At 45.4% G+C, this 21,913-nt stretch carries 19 protein-coding genes and 1 pseudogene; 9 read left to right on the top strand and 11 right to left on the bottom strand.

Annotated features, from left to right (window positions below):
• Nucleotides 1–25: 25 nt before the first annotated feature.
• From L5M38_RS04475 to L5M38_RS04520, 10 genes are all read right to left on the bottom strand, one after another.
• Nucleotides 26–1,642 carry a DUF2130 domain-containing protein gene (locus L5M38_RS04475; protein WP_263178443.1) on the bottom strand — a complete coding sequence of 539 codons (1,617 nt, stop codon included), beginning with the start codon at nt 1,640–1,642 and terminating at the stop codon, nt 26–28.
• A 2-nt stretch (nt 1,643–1,644) separates the two neighbouring features.
• Nucleotides 1,645–3,525 (bottom strand): ATP-dependent nuclease, encoded by a 1,881-nt coding sequence (locus tag L5M38_RS04480; RefSeq protein ID WP_263166353.1) that lies wholly within the window; start codon nt 3,523–3,525, stop codon nt 1,645–1,647.
• 34 nt (nt 3,526–3,559) lie between these two features.
• Complete coding sequence (locus L5M38_RS04485; protein WP_263166356.1) at nt 3,560–4,249, bottom strand: DUF4391 domain-containing protein; 690 nt, start codon at nt 4,247–4,249, stop codon at nt 3,560–3,562.
• On the bottom strand, nt 4,246–7,545 hold the full coding sequence (locus tag L5M38_RS04490; protein WP_263166357.1) for a helicase-related protein: 3,300 nt from the start codon (nt 7,543–7,545) through the stop codon (nt 4,246–4,248). The genes L5M38_RS04485 and L5M38_RS04490 overlap by 4 nt, the downstream gene beginning before the upstream one ends.
• Before the next feature lie 106 nt (nt 7,546–7,651).
• Nucleotides 7,652–8,587: a restriction endonuclease gene (locus L5M38_RS04495; protein WP_263166358.1), complete on the bottom strand. Its 936-nt coding sequence runs from the start codon at nt 8,585–8,587 to the stop codon at nt 7,652–7,654.
• A 253-nt stretch (nt 8,588–8,840) separates the two neighbouring features.
• Complete coding sequence (locus L5M38_RS04500) at nt 8,841–9,449, bottom strand: condensin complex protein MksE (protein WP_263178444.1); 609 nt, start codon at nt 9,447–9,449, stop codon at nt 8,841–8,843.
• 6 nt (nt 9,450–9,455) lie between these two features.
• Entirely contained in the window at nt 9,456–10,847 is a 1,392-nt protein-coding gene (locus tag L5M38_RS04505; RefSeq protein ID WP_261731168.1) for a hypothetical protein, read from the bottom strand.
• 1 nt (nt 10,848) lies between these two features.
• Nucleotides 10,849–13,791, bottom strand: coding sequence for a hypothetical protein (locus L5M38_RS04510; RefSeq protein WP_263178445.1), 2,943 nt, complete (start codon nt 13,789–13,791; stop codon nt 10,849–10,851).
• Nucleotides 13,788–14,597, bottom strand: coding sequence for a Wadjet anti-phage system protein JetD domain-containing protein (locus L5M38_RS04515; RefSeq protein ID WP_115014925.1), 810 nt, complete (start codon nt 14,595–14,597; stop codon nt 13,788–13,790). The genes L5M38_RS04510 and L5M38_RS04515 overlap by 4 nt, the downstream gene beginning before the upstream one ends.
• Before the next feature lie 3 nt (nt 14,598–14,600).
• Complete coding sequence (locus L5M38_RS04520) at nt 14,601–15,230, bottom strand: WYL domain-containing protein (protein ID WP_263166572.1); 630 nt, start codon at nt 15,228–15,230, stop codon at nt 14,601–14,603.
• Between the two features lie 637 nt (nt 15,231–15,867).
• On the opposite strand from L5M38_RS04520, the gene radC reads away from it, so the two are divergent.
• The 8 genes from radC to L5M38_RS04560 all read left to right on the top strand — a co-directional run bounded on the left by radC (nt 15,868) and on the right by L5M38_RS04560 (nt 20,582).
• Nucleotides 15,868–16,374 carry a RadC family protein gene (gene radC / locus L5M38_RS04525; protein ID WP_263178446.1) on the top strand — a complete coding sequence of 169 codons (507 nt, stop codon included), beginning with the start codon at nt 15,868–15,870 and terminating at the stop codon, nt 16,372–16,374.
• A 40-nt stretch (nt 16,375–16,414) separates the two neighbouring features.
• Complete coding sequence (locus L5M38_RS04530) at nt 16,415–16,777, top strand: hypothetical protein (protein WP_263178447.1); 363 nt, start codon at nt 16,415–16,417, stop codon at nt 16,775–16,777.
• Between the two features lie 139 nt (nt 16,778–16,916).
• On the top strand, nt 16,917–17,273 hold the full coding sequence (locus L5M38_RS04535) for a type IV toxin-antitoxin system YeeU family antitoxin (RefSeq protein WP_263178448.1): 357 nt from the start codon (nt 16,917–16,919) through the stop codon (nt 17,271–17,273).
• A gap of 246 nt (nt 17,274–17,519) precedes the next feature.
• Nucleotides 17,520–17,933: a DUF2787 domain-containing protein gene (locus L5M38_RS04540; protein ID WP_263166368.1), complete on the top strand. Its 414-nt coding sequence runs from the start codon at nt 17,520–17,522 to the stop codon at nt 17,931–17,933.
• 194 nt (nt 17,934–18,127) lie between these two features.
• Entirely contained in the window at nt 18,128–18,535 is a 408-nt protein-coding gene (locus L5M38_RS04545) for a DUF2787 domain-containing protein (RefSeq protein ID WP_263178449.1), read from the top strand.
• A gap of 108 nt (nt 18,536–18,643) precedes the next feature.
• Complete coding sequence (locus L5M38_RS04550) at nt 18,644–19,210, top strand: site-specific integrase (RefSeq protein WP_263177401.1); 567 nt, start codon at nt 18,644–18,646, stop codon at nt 19,208–19,210.
• 80 nt (nt 19,211–19,290) lie between these two features.
• Nucleotides 19,291–20,013, top strand: a complete 723-nt coding sequence (locus L5M38_RS04555; RefSeq protein ID WP_263178450.1) for a lecithin retinol acyltransferase family protein — start codon at nt 19,291–19,293, stop codon at nt 20,011–20,013.
• A 284-nt stretch (nt 20,014–20,297) separates the two neighbouring features.
• Nucleotides 20,298–20,582, top strand: a complete 285-nt coding sequence (locus tag L5M38_RS04560; protein ID WP_011920070.1) for a CopG family ribbon-helix-helix protein — start codon at nt 20,298–20,300, stop codon at nt 20,580–20,582.
• 183 nt (nt 20,583–20,765) lie between these two features.
• Here the strand turns inward: L5M38_RS04560 and L5M38_RS04565 are convergent, their stop codons facing one another.
• On the bottom strand, nt 20,766–21,509 hold the full coding sequence (locus L5M38_RS04565; RefSeq protein WP_259215834.1) for a hypothetical protein: 744 nt from the start codon (nt 21,507–21,509) through the stop codon (nt 20,766–20,768).
• A gap of 262 nt (nt 21,510–21,771) precedes the next feature.
• On the opposite strand from L5M38_RS04565, the pseudogene L5M38_RS04570 reads away from it, so the two are divergent.
• Nucleotides 21,772–21,913: pseudogene (locus L5M38_RS04570) on the top strand (IS4 family transposase); the annotation flags it as partial.

The following is a 21,913-nucleotide window of genomic DNA, read 5'->3' on the forward strand; positions in this document are numbered from 1 at the left end:
CTACGGCTTCAGCTAAAAAGTTGGCTTATTCCGTCTCAGCTGCAGTGTCATGCTTGAGTTCGGCAAACTTTGCCGCCATGGTTGGGTTGTCCCGCGTCAACTTTTTGATCGTCACATCTTGTGCTTTATCGTTGGCCAGCCGTAGGTTGCGGTCTGCTCCCAGCAGGGCGTCTTTGGTTTTTTGCAGGTGGTCAATCGACTTGTCAATCTCATCAATGGCCGTTTTAAATCGACGTGCTGCCAAGTCATAGTTTTTGCCAAACGCATCCTTGAAACTATCCAGCTGATTTTCAAAGTTGGTGATATCAATGTTCTGCGACCTCACCAAGGCCAGCTCGGTTTTGTATTGTAGCGATTTCATCGCAGCGTTGCGCAGCAGCGTGATGATCGGAATAAAGAACTGCGGGCGAACGACGTACATTTTCGGGTAGCGGTGAAATACGTCAACGATACCGGCGTTATAGAGCTCATTATCAGGCTCCAGCAGCGACACTAACACCGCATATTCGCAGCCTTTTTCGTTACGGTCTTTATCGAGCTCCTTGAGGAAGTCTTCATTCTTCTTTTTGGTCGCTGTTTCATCGTTTTCGTTTTTCATCTCGAACATGATAGAGACAATTTCCGTGCCTGCTTCATCCAGGTCACGGAAGATATAATCGCCCTTACTGCCAGTGCGCGCGTCGTTGTCTTTCTCGAAGTAAGCCAACGGAAAAGCTGTGGCTCTGAGACGGTTAAACTCAATCTCGCAATGTTGCTCCAGGGTTTCACCGACCATTTTGGTTGATAATTTCGCTTTCAGATCCTTCAGACGCTCGATGGCATCGTCACGATCCTTAAGTTGGGTCTCGTACTTATCTTTAAGTGCCTTCTCGGCAAGCTGCTTTTCAAGAGCCGCTCTATCAAGACCACTCTTCAAGTCATCACGCTCCTTTTCAACCACACTGAGCGCTTGAGTGAGAGCAAGCTGCTGCGCAACTTCACTTGCATCGAGCTTGGCTTGCAAACTCTGGATCTCTGCATCTTTGATGGCTGCAGCATTCTGCAATTCGCTCAGGCGTTTCGCTTCGGCCAGCTGAGCGGCGGAGGCCTGTTCGTGCTTGAGCTTCTCCAACATGCTCGCCAGTGCGTCACGATCCTTTTCTACAACACTCAGTGCTTCGCTAACGGCAAGTTTCTGGGCTACCTCGCTAGCATCAAGCTTGGCCTTCAGCTCTTGGAGTTCAGTATCCTTGGCTGCGGCCGCTTTTTGAAGCTCGTTCAGGAGTTTTGCCTCCGCCAGTTGAGCGGCAGATTCCTTTTCTTGCTTAATCTTCTCCAAGGCATTTGCCAGCGTATCGCGATCCTTTTCCACGGCACTCAGCGCCTCACTAACCGCAAGTTTCTTGGTAACGTCACTGGCATCGAGCTTTGCCTTGAGTTCCTGGATTTCAGAATCCTTAACAGATGCAGCTTTTTGCAATTCACCAGCAATCTTGGCCTCTGCAAGCTCAACAGCATTGCGTTTATCTTGCTCTGCCAGTTCGAGCCGCTCATGCAACTGCTGTTCAAAGTCGCTATCACGAACTTGTTTTAGGATGTCTGCGTATCCAGCTTCATCTATCTTGAATGCTTTTTTGCAGTGTGGGCAAATGATCTCGTGCATGGCTAAACTCCTTTTACTTTGGCAAGAATTTGTTTAAGCATCTCAGGAACGGTTCCTTCGGCCCTAAGTGTTGCAGTCCGGTATGCGAGTTGATTCTTCACAAGACTAACGCCTGTGGCTGCCTCTAATTCATTGCAGGCGGTTAGCCACTCAGGCCAGTTAGCTATGAGAAACGATTCCAGATGGTCTTCAAAAATGGCGACTGTGGCACTAACGGTAGCTCCCGGAAAATCCTCTTCTGCAATACCGAAGTATTTCAGTATTGTCCGGTTCTCTTTGGCATTCTTTGCCAGTTCTTCATCGATCTTGTTTTGCTGCTTTCCTTTAGCTTTCGCTCGTGCCTCACACCCTCTGTCGGCATCGAAGAGCGCATAAACAGGGATACCGATCGCGGACAGGATTGCATGGACAAGAGGGATCGACGTCTTACCTCCAACAGGGACGATGGAAATGCCAGTGGCTTCAAGCGCACCAAGAGATATCTTGTCGCCAATACCGTGGAATATCGATGACTCGGTGGTGCCCTCCACAAGAAAAGCGCGATGAGCAAAGAGCGCTACGGCCAGTTGATCCGAAACAACGCCGTCTAACTGACGTTCTACCACATCAGCATTCACTATCTGGTACAGTCGAGCCTTCACATCATCAACAGTGGCAAAGTGGATTGTCACAGTCGGAGTATCTCCTGATGATCGCGTCAATCGCCTGACTTGATCAAAATGGCGAGCCTCAAGGAAGTAGGGGCTATGCGTCGCATAAGCCACCTGGATGCGTTTGCTCGAATCCTCCGCAAGAGCCCGGAGAACCTTCGCGAAGGCCTGAGCTTGGATCGGATGCTGAAAGAGCTCAGGCTCTTCAATCGCCAAGCAAATAACCCCATCTGTTGACGCTGCTCCTGACTGCGCTAAAAGCTGGAGCGCCGAGATTAGAATCGTCCGTTGGAAGCCATGCCCCTGTCGGTCCACTGCCGTCTCGGTTGAACCATCAAGTACAGCCACTTCGAAGGTTGTCTTGGGGGCTTTAAGTTCAACCTCGGCAGGAGAAACAGTAACGGTTCGCCCTGGCGAATAAGACGCAACAACCTCGTTAAGCTGCGATGTTATTGCTTCGAGCTGCCCCTTAAACTTCTCTTCATACACTTTTTGCTGTTGTGCTCGTGATTCCTCGACAATCTTCGCAATTTCCTCATCAGCAGCAGCGCGGTCTACAGAACGCTCAAGGATACGCCCAATAATACTTGACTTGCCATCAAGCGATTCTTCACTGGCCCTAAGGTCGGCAGTTACTAAGACAAAGTCAAAGAGCCCGCTCATCTTTCCGCCGCTGTTAAAACCGAAGAAATTGGTTTGCAGTGATTCAGGCGCATCGACAAGTTGGTCCATGTGAGATGCTTCCCACGTTATCATGGCCTCGTCAACTAAAGGACCTGTTTTCGCCTCTGGCAATGCAAGTTCAGGACTGCTAACGCGGAGAGTTTTGTACAGTTCCTTTTTTGCAGTCGCGCTGTTTGCCGCTTTGATTGCATTGAAGGCAGCAAATCCTTTTGCGTTGGCAGAGAGGACTTCGACGCCATCTGGTGAACGGCATTTCCATGCTGTGAAGGTGACTGCACCTTCAGGCGCATACTTGCCAAGCGCCTCACGGTCTTTTTCAGTGAGGTCGTAGAATGTGACTTGAACTTCAATGTCTTGCTCTATCGCCCCAAAAGAACAGTCTTTTTCCGTCAACGAACCAGGTTTGCCGTTGAAGAACCAGTCGAGTGCCCGAAGCACCGTAGATTTTCCGGCACCGTTCGGCCCAATGAAGGTTGTCACTGAGTCGAAAGGAATAGTAACATCTTTTAATGCTCTGAAATTCTTGATACGAACGGATTGAATCTTCATTTTTGTTGTCTTCCCTTGACTCTGTTTTTATCAATCAACACGAGAGTTCTACCAGTTCAGCTTTTAACTTCCGCAATAACGCATTCATCTCCACCCTGCGGTTGAATTGCTTTTCTTTGGCAAGCTTACAAGCAACCTTTTCAATCTCACGCTGCTTTGCCTTTACCTGAACACCCCGTTCAAACAGTTCAGCGAGGGGTTCATGCGGTCTTGCGGTTACCGGGAGTAGTCGCATCATGAGCTGTTCGTACAGCAATGCTAAATTGAGTGTTGTCGGCATAGGGTCCCTGACACTGTCGCTTTGTAACCAGGCTGTGGCGAAGTAATCCGACACTACCCAGCGATTGGCGTCTGCCTCATGTGGGCGTTTGTACGCGGCAACTACTTGTGTTCTGCCAGCAAAACACAGCTCAAAGATAATAGGATACGGTACTGCGCCATCGATACAGCGCAACACATCCCAATCTAGCTCAGGCGTTTTAAGTCGAATGCTAAAAATCTGCAGTTCAGGCACCTCTGGCTTGGCCGGCAGGTTAATAGTTTCCGGCGCAAGCTTGTACTGCCAAACTATCTGCTCAACCTGTTCAATAAACAGCTCTTTTTGCTTGGTATTTGCGCTGCTGTGTTCATAAATTTTATTTTTTGGCACCACACGCCCAAACTCCGCTTGTTTGGGATAACTAATCAAGGCCGTCTTGGCGGCGGCTGCCAGCGAATTACTCATTCAGTCTCCTGAATAACCAAAAAGGTAATAAGCTCAAAGTCATCCAATCCAGCGATTGTGTTAGTCAGCGCAGAGGTTTTACCTGAGCTGAAAAGGCTATCGAGGTCTTTTTCTGCTTTGACTTCGATCATCGAGCGGATTGTCATACCAAGGAGCTCTGAGTAACGCTGCATGTTTCTGCCGTCATTGGTTTCTTTGTTGAATGACTGACAGGCAATAGCAATGGGTAATGCCTGCCCTTTGCAGCCACTGCGTACCAAGTCAAGCAAACGCTTTACCTCTGTATGGTCATTAATAACCTTACCGCTTTGCGCAATGTAGACAAGATAATAAGGGTGTAACCTGTTATGTTGATTCACATTCACATCAGGATTACGATTTCTCAGGGTAAAAATAACCCCGGGCTCTAGATCTAACATCGGGTTTGCTGACACGACAGCATGCATTCCGTTGGGTATGTGCCTAGGTTCACCATGTGCTTTCACATAGTTGAGCAAATCCATCCTAAAGTCGTTGAGCCCAAGGTCAGTTATAGATACACCGGTTTTAAGATCTTCGAGCTCAATGACCTCTTCCTGAAGACGCCGCAGTTGTTCTTTGCGGTAAGTAACATCATTTGCCTGCGCCGAGAGCACATTATCATCACCAGTTGCCGTGACGTCGGCGATCATCATCCGGCTTTCAACCCGTTCTTTCAAGTTGATATACTCGTCAAGTGTGATATCCGGCCAATAGTTCACCAGTTGAATACTGGTGTTTAACGAACCAATACGATCTACGCGCCCAAACCGCTGGATAATACGAACGGGATTCCAGTGGATGTCATAGTTAATCAGGTAATCACAATCCTGAAGGTTCTGACCTTCTGAAATGCAGTCGGTACCGATAAGCAGGTCGATTTCGGCGGGTTCGTTAGGCAATACAACGGCCTTTTCTTTGGAGCGCGGTGAAAAAAGCGTCAGCAATTCCTGGAAATCATAACTTTTCTTCAACTGACTGTTCTTTAGCGTTGATTGTGGCGCTCCTTTCCCTGTGACTTTGGCGCTGTGCAACCCCTGAGTTTCCAACAACTCGGGCGCCAAATTGGCATAGAGATAATCAGCGGTGTCTGCAAACGCTGTGAAAATCAATATCTTCTTATTTCCAGGATTCAAAGGAGCGTTGATTTTACTAAACACCAAGGCCTTTAGGTGTTGTAGCTTGGCGTCATCGGCTGGGGTAATTTTGTTCATCGATGTCAACAGGGCATCAATGATTTCCAAATCAACTTTCAGCTCATGTTCCCACGAAGGCAAGTCCATGTCTGCAAGACTGATTTTAATCTTTCCGCCAATCTCGGCATCCCCTATCAAAGGGAGGTCGTCATCGTCGGCGTCCAGATTTTCCAACTGCTCTGTCAAATCTCCCACGCTATAGCCAGTGCCAGTAGCTCCTGTGCTCTGATTAAAAGCACAGATCTTATCCAAGGTATTCACATGGTTTGATCGCAAGGACTTGAGCGTTAACCTGAATGACTCAATGGAGCTCTCCAAGCGCTTTAATAGGTTGGTGGTCATCAACGCCTGCAAACTCTTTTCGCGATCCGCTTGCCTGAGTTTCCCCCTTCCCCCACCCACCTGAGTATCGTACATCTCTTCGTATTTTCTGAGTCGACTTGGCAGGATGTAACTAATCGGTGCATACACTGCGAGTTTGAGCTGGGATAATTGCCCAAAAATTTCATTAAAACTCATCACATCAGTTCGATTTGTGAGTGGGCTGTGAAATGATAATGGTTTGCGGCGCTCAGGGAATTGCCCTATGTCCTTGGTATCGTAAAAAGTCTGGATGTGCTTTCGTGATCGTGCAATCGTGACGCTATCGAGCAACTCAAAGAAATCAAAGTCCAACGAGTCAAGAATCGCCCTAGCTGTACGCTCTTCAGGTTGTAATTTTACCCAAGCATTAAAACTCGCTTGAGCACCACGAAATATCTCTTCCACCGTCTTTTCGGTACGTAACTTCTTGGTGAGATTTTCGGACTCTCCCTCGTAAGCCAGCGCCAATTGATTGCGCAAATCATTAAAGCGGTTATTCACGGGTGTAGCTGAAAGCATCAGCACCTTGGTTTTAACCCCCTCCCTGATAACCTTGTTCATCAACTTCTGGTAACGGGTTTCTTTATCCTTATAGGCGTCGTTATTACGAAAGTTATGCGACTCATCTATCACCACCAGGTCATAGTTACCCCAGTTGATACGATTCAGCGGCGTACCAAACGACTCTCCGCTAGTGCGGCTTAAGTCGGTATGACAAAGAACATCATAGTTGAAGCGGTCACGCGCAAAGATATTGGTCTTGAGGTTACGATTGTAATTCAGCCAGTTGTCTGCAAGCTTCTTTGGGCATAAAACCAACACAGACTTGTTGCGCAATTCGTAATACTTGACGACGGCCAAGGCGGTAAAGGTTTTGCCCAATCCGACGCTATCGGCCAGGATACAACCACTGTAGGTCTCAAGTTTGTTAATGATTCCAGTTGCAGCGTCTCTCTGATAGTTAAAGAGCTTCTTCCAAATGAGCGTTTCTTGGTAACCGGTACGATCATTGGGTAACACATCTTCGTTAATATCATCTAAAAACTCATTGAAGATGTTGTACAGCATCAGAAAGTAGATGCTCTCTGGCGAGTTTTCCTGATACACAGACTCTATCTGTTCGCATATCTGCGAGGTCACATCCTCCAGTTTCTCTGGATCCTGCCATATCTGGTTAAATAGATTGACGTAGGTAGCTGTAAACGTTGGTTCGTCCATTTTATTGACGAAGTTTGAAACCGCATTGCCAGGCTGATAGCCAAGGTCGACTGCAGTAAATCCATGTAATGGCATGTAAGCCGTCAATTTATCGCTGGTTTGAACACTGGCAAACTGCTGCATCGGGGCTTTACTGCGATTAGACCTGAACGAAGCCTTACGCCTCATCCAGTCAGCACACTCTTTGGCAATTGCTCGTTGGGTGAGTTTATTACGAAGTTGGATCTCGAATTCGCTCCCATATAAGCTGCGTTCCCGATCAGCTTTGGGAATGTGAAATTCTCGGCGCTCCTTACGGAGCTTATCGGTCACCTCATTGGCGGTAAACGTCGGAGAGGTAAAGATAAATTGAAGCTCATCAATTTTCTCAAGTTCAGCCTTCAATGCTTCAAACGCATACATAGAGAAACAAGAAGCAGCGATTTTCAGCCGAGCACCTGGTTTAAGTGTCTGCCTTAGGTCATCACCAAGTAGCCGATTAATGTTATCTATCAGTTCCATTCAGACCTTGCCTCTATTATTCGACTATTTGTTGACCGCCATTCGAGGGGGAACTTTTAAGGTTCAGATTTACTAAGCAATAAAATGTGCCCATAACAAGGCTCCATCACTCTTCCAAAAAATAATCTGAATCGATTGCCTTAACGGCGTAAAGCTCACGGGTAGAAACCCCAACATTGTGCTCTATCATGAGCGCCGCGAGTTCACGGCCATCGATGAGCACGATGCGCTTTTCAATTAATGAGACGAACTTGCGGGCGTCTTTACTGAAGCTGGAGGTGGTAATAAATACCCCTTTGCGGGCACGGTGCATATCAAGCGCCCCGGCAAATGCTTGGATGTCCGCCCTACCGACGGTGTTGTCACGATAGCGCTTGGCTTGCAGGTAGATGGAATCGAGTCCGAGTTTATCCTCTTTGATGATGCCATCGATACCACCATCGTTACTGTATTGGGTTGCTTGACCAGCATCCTTTTGACTGCCGCCGTACCCCATGGCTAACATTAAATCAACCACCAGCTGCTCGAAAAACTTAGGCGATAGAGTGTGGATTTGTTCAATTAATTCATCGGAAAGGGCTGAGTTTAAGGCGGCAAAGGCTTGCGACATTAACTCTGTTGGGGTTTGAGTATTATCGTTATGACTGATACTGGCATAACGCTCTACTTTGCCTTGTTCTGTTGATTGCTCTTGGTGGGCACTTCTAAAGTCATTAAAGGTATCAAACAGAGATAAGTAATCGTTATTAATGAGCTGACCACTCGCCAGAGCTTCCCTTCCCCTGCTAGTTATCTCGCAGATACCACGCTTAGGTTGATGGATAAGTCCCGCTTTAACCAGGTAGGTTTTAGCCCAACCAACCCTGCTACGAATGTAGGTTTGTTTACCACTGGGCAAGGTGAGCGCAAGCTGCTCTTCAGAAAAGCCATAGAGGGCTGCAACGTCATCATAAACCTGCTTCAGTGGTTTTTGTTGCCCGTCAGCTAGCACCTTAAGCACCGCTGGCATCATCTCTTCGTAGCTTGGAATTGTATCGACCATCCCTGTGCCTCACCTTTTATTATTCTTGTGGCAAAAACTGCAATCGTAATCGCCTAATAGCTATTCAATATCATGCACAACAGAGATCAATTAAACCTATTAGATTGATATACATAATTGTAAGATTTTGTCAGAAAAGTTCTATCAAATCCAGAGAGATAGCACACAGTCTTTGTAAAAACACTATTAACGTTAAATTCAGTGAAATGCTGGTCACCTGAGAAGCGATAAGGCAAAAATTACAATACATATATCAAATGTCATTTAGTTCCGCCTTCAATTCATTTTCACGCTGTATCAAAACATCGATGTAGGACATTGCACCTCGGCTAAGTACAAGTCGAAAGTCTGAAACCTTGAAGGCAAACCCCCTTTTTCGAAGGAACTCAACTGCGTCTGTCGGTGACTTCAATTTTAATGAGGAAAGAATGGCACTACATTTTTCATCGTTCGCCATTGAGTCCAAGTCCTGCGAAGTTAGTCCAACAACTGGATTTTCAAGCAGCTCTAATCGTTGACCGCGGGTGACGATTTCCTTGGATATCAGTGTTAGGATTGCGACAATTTTGATTGATGTTTCGTCAATCTGATCTTCATCACTATCAAAGTCCTTCAGTGGTCGTAACGAATAAAACTCACCGTTGTTATCGTGCAAAAGCTCATATCCTAGATGACGATAGAGTAGCTTGTAATGGTCAAATCTAGACAGCAGTTCTAGGTAAAAAGGTGATTCAGTAATTCTTCCCGTATTCATCATGTATTGGCATTTGTTTATTACTGAACCAGTAGTAAACAACCGGAAAATCTCCTGTGAATACTCTTCCTTTACCTCATAAAACGTGTTGCTCATTTCCATCTTCATGGTCTCTTAATTCACGAGTGACAATTGCCTTACTCGGTAGTTAATTTTGTATTCGTTGTCGGAAACGGTCTTGAACTCGTTGGTAACGAGAATTTTGAACCTAGGATCAGATTGGAGGCTTGAAAGCACTTCAAGCAGATCCGGCATTTTGAAATCTGGAACATGCTTTGAAACTTCATTCAGAGCAATCTGAAGGCAATCTTCCCCTAGTGGCCAGTGATGGTTCTTTGACCATTTATGTACCGCCAGTGAATGCTGTATCTCCAAAACATTCTTTCTATCGATTAACTCGGACAATAGGATCTCGCCATCTAAAAATTCATTGCTTCGATGTGCTCTTTGCTCAATCTCAATGAATACGTTGTTAAGGTAAGATGGTTCCTTATCGATGCGTAAAGACATTGGCTTGTTTATTGCAGGCAAACGGGTAGGCATTGAAAGTTGTTTAAGTTTGCGCAAATCGATGTACTTGTTTCGCATATCCGTGGAAAGCGTTTGTTGATATGCAGCTTCAATATCAGCAAATGCCTTCTCAATACCTGACTGTTCAATTAACGCCTCACGGCTCTTCTTGAGGAAAACGCTTATTTCATCAGCGATTTGCTTAATCGGAGTATGCATATCGCAAAACTGAACATGGTAGGTCAGCATCATATCCGCGAGCACACTATCGTCGATTGATTTGAATATCGACGCAAACAACTCTAGGCACTTTGTTATCCCGCTCCCCTGGTCATAATTTGCGTGCCGGCCAAGAAAGGTCACAAGAGGTTTTATCTCACGACGATATATCGAAGATGCGCGTTTAAATATTTCTTTCTTAAGTTCAAATTGTCGCGTTATCTCAGTAGATGAACAAGCCTGTTGTTCAATCAACATGCTCATGTTTTGAAGCTTGTCGATGTTAGATTTGATCCTGCCGATAAGGTCACTTAGATGGTTAATTAGCTCATCTGTCCATTCTTTATAGTCTTCACTGCCCTTCACTAAGGATAACTTTCCTTCAGTATGAGACTTCATCATTGCCCAAATCGGACTCATCGCGTTGTTAAGCGCTTGTACATTCAGAGAACGGATTAAGCTGGTTTCACAGAGACGAAATAGGCCAATCACATGAGGGTTAAACATAATCACGGAATGACCATCGAGCATTTTCTGATCGGTTAATATTCTTGATTGCTTTAGGTTCTCGATGTCGAACACAGCTAAGAGTTCCTTTGCTACTTCTTTTATGCTCGACGCGGGCATCCGAAGTACATACTTTTGGAACTCGAACTCGGGTATAGATGATGTTCGATTGACATCCATGTACCTGATTACATCAAACAATACGTCTCGATATACTAATAATTTTTGGATTGTCTCTACGCAGCCAAATTGCTTTTTAACTTCGGACATACTAGAACCCCAATTCATCTTGTGTCGTATGGATCACTCGCCTCAAGTATTCTTGGACTCGGGGGAAACTGACCTTAGCTCTACTTGGATGATATGGTTTGCCGGATGTCATCTCATCTAAAATTTGGAAGTTACCGAATTCAGCAATCATGCCGCCACTTTTACCATGAGTGGTAATCCCAATTATGCTTTGATCATCTTCGTACAGAAGGTCGATAATCGGTCTGAATTGCTCTGAAGACACCTGACCACATTCATCCATGATAAGTGACAATGCTAACGTATAAGCTGATGGCGTGAGTCTATTGAGAAATATCTTGCAGAAATGGATTGACGTCAGAAGCTGTGTGGAGGTTGACTGGGTTTTCTTTTCCCACAGATTTCCAAGCTTTTTACTCTCATAACCTGCAGACATGATCAGGTTATCTATCAGAAGTTTTCCGTCTAGGGTTACAGCTTCAGATGACATAAACTCCTGCAATCGATTGTACCAAGATGTTGGCAAAGAGTTATTTGGGTCCAAGTCGTCAAACTCAATCCAAGATTTAACTAGGTCCTCAAATGGGCCGTTGAGCACAACACTTAGTCTTACACCCTCTAAATCATTGATTGATGCTTCGGCCAGCTCCTGATTAATCCCGTCGACAGTGGACTGAATAGTTTCCTTGGCAAGTTTCATTCTATCTAATCGATTGCGGATATATTTATTGTGGATCTCCGTATCGCGCCGTAATTGGTCTTCGTTGTCTTCCAACAGATTAAATAAGGTTTCTAGCTCAGTGAAAGTGTTGTGAATTGCTGAGGTCGTTGTTTCTTGTTCTCCTTTCAAAATGCCTTGAGTATCTTCAATTACTCTCTGGGCGCACATGTTCACCAGCGCTTTTATAACAAAATCCCTTGCTTCTTTGGCTTTCTCAATAGCAGTTCTCATGCTTTCAATTTGACTGATTTCTGCTGGCTCAATGGCAGCGATGTCGGGGTCAATTTCTGGTGAGGATAGCTCAATGATTTTTTCAACTCTTGGGTACCGAGGTAGAAACGCATTGATCATCTCAAGCGCACGTTCAAATTTTGCACAAGAGGCTTCCACCTTCTCCTTAGCAACTTGATGTTTTGCTAATTCACTTTTTTGATGCTCAATACTTTTTATCACTTCAGATAATTGGGTAGTCAGCTTTTCATTTTTCTGCATGTAGTTAGAAATTTTCTCATTGGTTTCAGTTAGAGCCTCCCGGTCTGAATCTAGGCGTTTGACTGATTTAAGCTCTCGCTCAGCACTTTCAATGTTTTGTTCCAAGCGCTTAATCTGAGATAGATCATGTAATGTCTGTTTGTCGTTCTGGCGGCAGAGGTCATAGAGCTTGTCTTTGAGTTCTTCAATCTGTTGGCTCTCGTTATCAATACGGTCCTGAAGGCTATCTTGCTCTGACAGAAATAAGGCAGAGTGAAGCAGATCGACGTTGAAGAACTTAAAGCCGTTATCCAGAGGGGTAAACAACCCATACATCGAATCGAAAGCTTTCAACTCCGATTCTGAGAGAGTTCTGAGAGGGTTAGCATCAAATAACTTCGGATTAAGGGTCATTAGTAGTTCAAGCTGCTCATCGGGCAGTTGCGACACTAAGCTAAACCCGAAGTTATCTCGCTTCTCAATCAGTATTTTTAACGATGATTCTCTTGCTTCAATTTTCTCTTTAATATCTCTGACTTTTCTATTTCGAGTGTCGACATCGATGATGATTTGAAGATCCTCCCGGTGTTGCAGAAGTTCCTCTTCAATTATCACTTTAACGGTATCCGCATCTAAACTTGGATAGCGAAGTAGATAGTCTTCAGCGTGTTTTATTCGCTTTTTTATTTTTTCTAAATCCGTATTTGCACCATCAATAAGGGCATCATTAATCCTGATTTCACCTTCTCGCTGAGATTTCATCTCCACATACTCTCGGAGGTGGCTTTGGCGCGGAGTCATTTCACTTATTACCGATGATAGAGAACGGTTGCTTAGCTCAGCCCCTGCACGCTGCTCAATGATCAGCCTTGCCAAAGATATGTCCAGCTCATGCTCTGTTCTCAGTTCTTGGTACTTGGATTTTAGCGCTTCGAACTCCGGTTTAAGGCTTTTGAGATGCCTGATATGTTGCTTTTTATTTTCGATGTCAGTGTGCTCGTGAATTAACTTCTGTACATCAACCATGAATTTATTATCGTTGTTTTGATTGCGCTGATTGACCGCGGCACCCGTCATCATAGTTATCGAGTGGCTATCTTGGTTGAAGATAAGTTTAACCAGCGAACGTACAGACTCAACGGCTGTATCGGAGAGGTCTTTCAAAGGAAATATGACGTAACACGGTTCATGCTTGTTCATGAAGTTCCCAGCGTCATATAGGTGGCGGTTCAGGCTTTCTGTTTGTTTAACTTGGATTGCTGAACGGTCCACTTCTTTTAGTGCTGAAAGTAGGTTTCTGCCTGAGATGTTTTTCGGCCGTTCGCCTGCCCCTTCGTCCGTTTTATCCCAAAACAGATGCTGAATATCATCATACGGCTGATTGATGAAATAACGATTGATTTGGTAGTCATTACCACCAGCAATTATCTGACAATGTCGGCGACGGGTGCCATCACTCAACCGATGTTCAACTTCAAGAATTAATCTGCTATGTTCAGATGGGAAGTAATGATCCCGAACTTCATCTTTGCTGTAGTAAGCACCCTTCTGGCTAGTGTCCTTTGAAGAGAGAAACGCAAACTTAGTAGCGCAGTTGGCCAACGTCGTTTCGGGGAGCAAGAAAAAGCGCATTGCATTAATCAAGCTGCTTTTGCCCCAGTTGCCAGTGCCAAGAAGAATAATCGTTTCGTCGATAGGGACTTCGATATAAGCGATGGATGCAGAGTCTACGGCAATGAGTTTAGTGGGTTTGACTACAAACAAGTTATTCATGCTTTTACCATCCCGTTTAAGAAAACTTCTTGCTCGACGAAACTAAGGTTTTTTGTGAAAAAATTGGCCATATCATCTAAACCGGCTTCAACGCATAAGCTGTGAGCAGTGAAAAGATCTTCTTGAGATTTCGGCGGAGATGTTCCAATGGTCGATGCACCTGGCAGGTATCTTTGTGGGTGCGATAAAAGCTCATCTGGCAGTACAAATTTTACTTTGTTACCAAGGGCGGATTTGAGCGTTAGAAATATCCTGATCCCCTCAAGGTCGTAATCAGGACAGTAGTAAACAGATTCAAAGTTATTGGCCAAGAATCTCAAAGTTTCGGAGTGGGTAACGCCCTTGCCTTGAGACCAAATAACCACTGCAGGCTTGGTGTTGTCTAACCCCATAGCCCGTAGGAAGTCGTCAGCGTAAGTAAAACACTCACTGTTTTCGATAAGGACCGCATCGGTACAGTCACTAAATTGGTGATTTTGACTATAATCAGAATCGGGCGCACACGCTATGGCAACTAATTCACGATTAGGGCGCTTTGCAAACAAATACGACGTCGTTGTACCGACTCTATGTGAATTACCTTTTACGGCCGCTTCTACGCGGTTTACTGGTGGCTTAAATTGAAGCAGCAGTATATTGAACAGGGAACCGTTTATTACATCTACTTTATAGGTGTCGCCCTTTATGTGACGTAATTTACCAAGGGCCTCTAAACTAACACCCTGAGCTTCGAGCATATGCTTAAAACGAGGGCCATTAACGGGCTTGTTTCTAGCGATGGCATCCAAATAACCATACAAGTTCATAATTTATTCATCCTTGAATAGGTACAGTTCAATTTCATGGTAATTTTGCACTATCAATGGGTTTTCCAGCGGTGATGTCTTCGCTTGGTCTTTCCCTATCCGATAATACTGCAATGTGTAGTCGAGCATGGCCCCACGAACTTTAAATGTAAATGTACCAGATTGGCCATAATCACTTAGCACCAATTCACGAACTGCCGGGTCTAGCTTTGGGTGCGCCTCAACTGTGACTTCAACTTCAGTATGCCAAGCACTATCGTCTGTGGTATCTATCTCGGCCCGCTCACCTAATGTGATGGATTCGATACGACACAGATTGAAGTCCGAAAATCGATATCTCAAATGGCAATACGCTCGGCAATGCCATCGGATGCCATCCGAGGCAATAGCATGCGGGGTAATCCGCCTTGTTTGACCTTTAGGTTCAGAACGGCTTCTGTAAAATATCTTTACGTCGCGATGAGTGCGGATTGCTTTGAGCAATATGGATGTCGTTTCATGTGATACTTGCGTAACGGCTGGTGGAGCAACGAAGAATGCATTCGAAGAATAAGTCTGTGAAGTGTGCTCTGTACTAACTAGGAGTATTTCCTTTACGTATTCCTCCCAACTTCCCGAAATATACTGCGGCACAAACTCAGAGGTAATGACAAAGAGCTTTTCTGGATCTTTCCCGTTATAAGCCAGATTAAATGGATGTAGCTTTCGGTACCTGACAAGTGCAGCGTTAATTACATTCGACCCAATGGAAAAAATTCGAGATAGTCGAGTCGCATTTACGCCACCTTCCCAAAAGGAAAGTAGCTCTATACATTTGAATCGTTGTAATAGTTGAGGTGTTAAGTCCAATCTGTCCCCATTATTATCGTGTATACGTTTTTAGACTATAGATTAATGCTTACTTATTAGACATGTAAAGATGTTTTTTTAAACAGTGGTTTTACAGTCAAAAAACGAACGCTCCAATAGAACAGGGATATATGCCAAATCACCACAGATTTCCTAGACACATTTAATTAGCGAGATTTCCAAAAGTGTCGAATCCGACAATGAATCTTCAAACCAAATTGCATAGACACCGAAGCTCGCGGAACTGAGTCACCTATTCGTCATCACGTTCATTCATTAGTTCTAATTCCTCTCTTCAATCTCATGATGTACCTAAGCTACTGCGCATCAAGTAATATCCCGCAGTACTCCAATCTCGAAATCATTTCAGATATATATCACTCCTGTGCATAAGCCCATTAACGCTTTAAAGGAGCCTGATATGTCAACAAAAGCGATACCCACCAAAGCTGAACCTAACAACTCGATAGACCAGCCGATCAACCAGTGGCCGCAAACTGCCGAAGAGGTCCTCGCTTCTGCCGCCAATATCATTGCCGAACGCTATGTGAAGAAGGACGCCTATACCAACCCTCAAGCCACTAAGGATTTTTTAACTTACAAACTTGGAGGATATGAGCGGGAGGTGTTTGCGGTGATGCTGCTCGATAACCAGCATCAATTACTGGAGTTTAAAGAGCTGTTCTTTGGCACTTTAGATGCTGCCAGTGTTTATCCACGGGAAGTGGTTAAGGCTGTGTTGGCCGTCAATGCCGCAGCGGTGATCTTTGCCCACAACCATCCCTCCGGCGAATCTGAACCTTCAACTGCAGATAAGCACATCACTCAACGGTTAACCGATGCATTAGCACTTATCGATGTGCGCGTGCTTGACCATATCGTGGTAGGCCGCTTGCCGGTGTCCTTTGCTGAGCGCGGCTTACTTTAGCCAGCGTTTAAACCTGCCACGCCAAATCAAGGAGTCCATCATGATTGAATTTACCGACAGCTTTTCTCAGGCCTGTGTCGCCGAAGCCTGCGCCGCTTTTCCTGAACTGCTTAACCGCTTAACAGTTGAGCTGATTTTGCCGATGTTTGTACGCCCGCTCAATGCCATGGGCCAAGTGATTGGCAAGCCAGTCGTTGCACCACACCGCGAGCTACATAAAACCGTATTATTTGTTTTTCACCGTGATGTGGTTGAGCACTTGCCCAGGGAGATCAGCTTTTGCCGCTATGTTTGCCCCTGTGATAGTTATGGTGTGCCAACAGGTGAATGGCAGCGTGTGATCAACGGTGTGTACTTCAACCATGGCAGCAACGAGCAACCGAATTGGAGTGTACACACCTAAAGAACGTTACCTGTCATCACCCACTCCACTAGTCGGCTGTATTAACCGCTCTTACTAGCACTGGTATTTATCACTGCTCTCGCTAGTCAGCTAATGAGCCCCCTACTCCCTAAAGTTCTTTTCAACCATTGAGGTCACTATGACAACGCTAAAACTTTTCGATATTGAGCACGCCTGGGGCTTGCCCCGTAAAGTATCTCCCCGCTTTGGTGCAAGGCTGATTTTACGTGGTCTGCACTTGGATTATCTCAATGACCGTGCAAGCTTTGTCGGTGAATTTCCACCAGCAATTAAACAACAATTTATCGAGGCCTTTCCCGCCATGGTTAAACAGCTTGAACGGCTGCTGGCCACCGGCGATATTGATGCCACTGAGCAGCACTGCGTCACCATTGAGCACGTTGGCTTTACCTGTGAGGCTGACACCTTAGGCAGCCACGGCTATTTGTATATTGCGATTTATCAAACCGAAGCTAAACCAAAGCTAAGCCACTGACCACCAGCAACCTCGCCCTCACTCGATAACCCGTTCATTATCGTAAGCCAGTACCAATCTCGTTAAACATAACTACCAAACTTTAATCTCCCAGCTCAAAAGCCTTAGCAAGCAGCCCTTAGCGACTCACATTAAACCGCTCGACCAACAACTCTTTTATTAACTAAACCGCATAGACAGCAAAAGCCAAGGCGTGACTGCGCCTTGGCTTTTGCATATGCACGTAAATCAAAGAAGGAATATCCCATGACATTAACCATCAAACGTAATCAACTGCCAACGATGCCTGATCGTTTTTACCAAGTGATCGAAAAGGAACTGGCTGAAGTCACACCAAAAGACGCCAACGCCATCACCCTTAATTTTCGCGATCCAGATTACAGCGCCGAAGCCGGTGGCTTTCATCCCGTCGAAGTGCGACTTGAGAAACAGCAAGATCACTGGCGTTTCGTTTACGTCACCGACTTTGCTTTTCGTGGCCATCCCTTCCCTGAACTGGTTAAAGACATCGATATCTGCTTTAACAGCAAGCAGGTCTATAGCCTGTTTAGTGGCTGGATTACTGAGCGGGAATCACAGGGGCTGATTAAGTTGTTTAGCGATAACTTTGTCAGTTACTACCAGATGGAAGCCTACCAGGTGCAGGTGAGTATGGATTAACCCGCCTCGCCCTCATTTCGCGCAAGCATCCTAACCATATCGACCTGTTTCTGCCCTATCGCAATCAACGGGCCAAGCACATCACACCCGCGCCCTTGTTACCCTAAGTGATTACGTCAAGCCTCTGTCGTTAACAACAACCTACCCCGCCTGCAACGCCCGTCGTTAGCGGGCTTTTTGTTTTGGAGTCCACCATGAAAATACACCGCGAAACCATCCTGTCACTGCCAGAGCCTTTTTATGAATTGTTAGAACGGCAACTGGCCGCACTCAATAACCCGAGTCTCAACATCGTCACCCTGAACTATCGCGATCCCGACTACAGTGCACAGAGAGGTGGTTATCACCCAGTGGAGATCAACCTCTACCGCCAGGGGGATTGCTGGTATCTCAATTACTTCACCGACTTTGCTTACTGCGGCGGCCCCTTCCCTGAGCTTGAGAAAGAAATGGAAGTGCTGTTTCAGGAGAAGCAGGTCTACAACAGCTTCTTTGGCCGTTGCGACCTCGAGCATGCCGACAGCCTAGTACGCTTGCTGCTGGAGAACTTCTGTAACTACGTCGAGATGGAAGTCTATCAGGTTCAAGTCAGCGCCGACTGAACTTGGTGCCCACAAAGGTATTTTGGGAACCAAGCAACGCAGGCCCGATGCGGGTTTGCAATGTGCTGGTGCCCACAATCATCACATAGCTAATTGAGGGAACCAAGCATGAACGAAGTCGAAGCGGTCAAGAACCGCGACACCATCAAGCTTATCAGTTACCTGCTCGAACGTCACTTTGGTCAGCAGATGGCGGATGTCTGGAATATCGGCCTTAACCTGGCACTGCGGATCTCTGACTTACTGGCGATCAAGTTCAGCGATATCGACGGCGACCGCTTAAATATCATCGAGCAGAAGACCGGTAAACGGGCCAGCATCAAACTCAATCCGAAGACGCTGGCGTTGATTGAGGCGATCCACCAGCGTCACCCCGAGCATATCTACCTGTTCCAATCCCACCGGTCGAGCCAAGCCAAAGACCGGCAGGCCCCCGCCAAACCGCTGACACGGCGCGCCGTCGCCAAAGCGTTTGCCTTTGTCGGTGACGATATCAAGTTAGCCTTGGGCACCCACTCGATGCGTAAAACCCGCGGCTATCTCCTGTACCAAGCCTGCAAAGACATTGGCCGGGTGATGCGCATGCTGCGGCATCAATCGGAAGCGGTCACCCTGCGTTATATCGGCATTACTCAACAGCAAATCGATAAAGACTTTGTCGAGCTGGAAATCTGAGGTCAATCAGCACGCCCTATTCAACCCATTGGCAGATGCGACCTAAAGTTATCTGCGTTGATATTCTTGGAGTACATACCATGTATACATTTCAACCCGGAGATCATCTGGTCACCAATATCGATCCACTTGGCTTAACCGAACACCACGGCCTTTATGTTGGCCATGGCAATGTGATTCACTTATCTAAACAGGGCATCATCGAAGAAATCGATCTGCAGCAATTTGCTGGTGGCCATAGCGTTAGAGTAAAGAAATCCACGCTGTTTCCCCATCAGGCCATTGAGCTTGCACGCAGTCAGCTGGGTCACAGTCCATACGGCGTAGCTACCAATAATTGCGAGCACTTCGTCAATGAATGCTTAGCAGGAAGTAGCACCTCCAATCAAGTCAGTAATCTCACCCACATTGCGCTGCAAGGCTCAGCCAGAGCAGGCTTACTGGGGAGCGCTGCTTCAAAGCTGGCCACGGGAACTGTCGCCAACGTCGTGTTAGCCTCTACCGCCATCAAAATGACCGGTGAATACCTAGGGCTACCCGACAACGTCAACACACTACTAGGGACACCAGGAGATCTTGTCGCTAAACCTGCCGAATGCCTACTAAAAGGCACCACCCAAACTCTAGGTGAAAGTTATGCTTGCTTAAGCCAAGGAGAGATAGCCGATGCAGGGTTCAAACTCGTCACGGGCAGTGTAGAAACCGGCTTAAACACCGTGCTGACGACAGCAGAAGTGGGCATCAATGGCGTAAAAGCCGGTGCTGAGCTTATAGCCGATGCATGGCACTGGCTAAGGTCATGATGCTTCACCTGCAATATTGAGAGTACTCAGTCACCCATTACCCAAACCTATAAACGAAGCGGCATGCCGCCGCTATCGTTTTCAACTCTCTTGCGATTACGTTGAAGATTAGCGTAATGACGGCGTAACATGTTTGCCCAGTTAAGTGATACAAACTATCTTCTATCATCCTTGAGCTTATGGCGTTGCTCGAACAGACAAGTAAACGTGTAATCATTATTTTTTGTACCACGTTATGCTAAGGTAATACCTAGTAGTACTAAGCATTACCTATGGAGTAACAGATGAGCACAATCAAACCCGTGTCGGTTAAATTAGATGCCGATATTAAAGCCAGAGTCGAGCATTTAGCCGAAACTCGTAAACGTTCATCACACTGGATGATGCGTGAAGCGATCCGTGAATACGTTGAGAGAGAAGAGAAGCGCGAGGCGCTGCAGCAAGAAGCGTTACGCGCATGGGAAGAGCACCAGACATCAGGCTTGCATGTCACCGGTGACGAAGTGGTGAGTTGGCTGGAGTCCTGGGGAAGTGAAAATGAAAAGGCTGCCCCTACCTGCCACAAATAGTCTTCACTGCCACTGCGTTAGCTGATTTAGAACGCTGACCTTTAGCTCTTCGTATTTAAGCCTGACGCTCGATGAATTAACTGACCGCTTTACCTTTTAAATTTAGACTGTATCACTGATGATAAAAAAGGCCTGTCCAATACTAAAATAATCACCATAATATATCTGCAGCTAACTCCACTATCAATTAGGAGATAGATAGACTTCCGAGTTAAATACACTAGTCTCAAAAACCCTAATTTCACCTGCAGTCAATGAATGTGCTAAATTCGATAATTTCATGTAATTGTTATCATCCCAATGTTCCTCCGGTACCCATGTTTTCATTATTGGAATGCCTGAGTTTTCTTGACGAACAAAAGGTATATAGCAATTTCTTGTAACCACAACAAAATCTTCAAATTTCACATCGGCATCTGAGTAAATCATTCTAATTGTATTCTCATTAAATATACCTGCTACCGTATCAACAACGACTTTAATGCTCTGTTTACTATTACGAGTAATCATTCTTGCCATTGCATGCTCAGATATATACACTAATGCTCTGATACAATATCCATCATTTCGCATAGGCCGTTTTTTATCCACTATGTGGGAGCAAAGTGGATAAAAATGTTCATCTTTTGTATATTTATAACCTTCTATGTCAATAGCCGTGGCGCCAACATATATATATTCTGTTAGCTCTGCGGTTTTTCCCTTGTTAAAAGTTTTATGTTCAATCAATAACTCAGACAAAGATTCTCGATTGATATCAAGTTGTAGTTGATAAAAATTTTTCAATGTTTTATTTTTTCTTTCAAACGCTAAATTATGCTTATCATTCACCGAATTAAAAAGCTCCCTAAGCCGTCTAAACTCTCCTCGTATAAAAGCCTTTGCAGCACTTTCGTTAGATATTTTGATTAGTTTACTGTTATCCATATACACTCCTTTGCTAACTAAATAACATATAAGTAACGTCACATAAATTTTGTAAATTCTGGACTCGAAAAATACCTATCAATATCTACCTGACTACAGCTACTCGTTTGTTCATGGGCCAACAATTTATCTATTGGAATTATCACACCTTTAACACTGAAGAATCCCCTGATGATTTACAAATAAATCATCAAATTAGGGTGGAAGCGCATCTTGTTGCATGATCAAATGGTTTCGCCAAAAACTACACTTGGACAACAAGATGCGCGAAGCCAATATCCTACAACATTCTTTACACCAATACTGCCCAGAACTTCACCTAAAACGATTAAACAGCTTGATGCTGGCCTCTAAGGCACTGATTGAATGTAAGACACTGACCTTGACTGAGTTAGGTCGAAATT

Origin of the sequence: Shewanella sp. SM101 (assembly GCF_025654465.1) — a bacterium.
Classification (GTDB): Bacteria; Pseudomonadota; Gammaproteobacteria; order Enterobacterales; family Shewanellaceae; genus Shewanella; species Shewanella oncorhynchi.

Coding starts and splice junctions, on each gene's coding strand:
- L5M38_RS04485 (WP_263166356.1), bottom strand. CDS start 4,249: ATGAGTAATTCGCTGGCAGCCGCCGCCAAGACGGCCTTGATTAGTTAT.
- L5M38_RS04555 (WP_263178450.1), top strand. CDS start 19,291: ATGTATACATTTCAACCCGGAGATCATCTGGTCACCAATATCGATCCA.
- L5M38_RS04545 (WP_263178449.1), top strand. CDS start 18,128: ATGAAAATACACCGCGAAACCATCCTGTCACTGCCAGAGCCTTTTTAT.
- L5M38_RS04475 (WP_263178443.1), bottom strand. CDS start 1,642: ATGCACGAGATCATTTGCCCACACTGCAAAAAAGCATTCAAGATAGAT.
- L5M38_RS04550 (WP_263177401.1), top strand. CDS start 18,644: ATGAACGAAGTCGAAGCGGTCAAGAACCGCGACACCATCAAGCTTATC.
- L5M38_RS04490 (WP_263166357.1), bottom strand. CDS start 7,545: ATGGAACTGATAGATAACATTAATCGGCTACTTGGTGATGACCTAAGG.
- L5M38_RS04540 (WP_263166368.1), top strand. CDS start 17,520: ATGACATTAACCATCAAACGTAATCAACTGCCAACGATGCCTGATCGT.
- L5M38_RS04480 (WP_263166353.1), bottom strand. CDS start 3,525: ATGAAGATTCAATCCGTTCGTATCAAGAATTTCAGAGCATTAAAAGAT.
- L5M38_RS04560 (WP_011920070.1), top strand. CDS start 20,298: ATGAGCACAATCAAACCCGTGTCGGTTAAATTAGATGCCGATATTAAA.
- L5M38_RS04510 (WP_263178445.1), bottom strand. CDS start 13,791: ATGAATAACTTGTTTGTAGTCAAACCCACTAAACTCATTGCCGTAGAC.
- L5M38_RS04565 (WP_259215834.1), bottom strand. CDS start 21,509: ATGGATAACAGTAAACTAATCAAAATATCTAACGAAAGTGCTGCAAAG.
- L5M38_RS04505 (WP_261731168.1), bottom strand. CDS start 10,847: ATGTCCGAAGTTAAAAAGCAATTTGGCTGCGTAGAGACAATCCAAAAA.
- radC (WP_263178446.1), top strand. CDS start 15,868: ATGTCAACAAAAGCGATACCCACCAAAGCTGAACCTAACAACTCGATA.
- L5M38_RS04535 (WP_263178448.1), top strand. CDS start 16,917: ATGACAACGCTAAAACTTTTCGATATTGAGCACGCCTGGGGCTTGCCC.
- L5M38_RS04515 (WP_115014925.1), bottom strand. CDS start 14,597: ATGAACTTGTATGGTTATTTGGATGCCATCGCTAGAAACAAGCCCGTT.
- L5M38_RS04530 (WP_263178447.1), top strand. CDS start 16,415: ATGATTGAATTTACCGACAGCTTTTCTCAGGCCTGTGTCGCCGAAGCC.
- L5M38_RS04500 (WP_263178444.1), bottom strand. CDS start 9,449: ATGAAGATGGAAATGAGCAACACGTTTTATGAGGTAAAGGAAGAGTAT.
- L5M38_RS04495 (WP_263166358.1), bottom strand. CDS start 8,587: ATGGTCGATACAATTCCAAGCTACGAAGAGATGATGCCAGCGGTGCTT.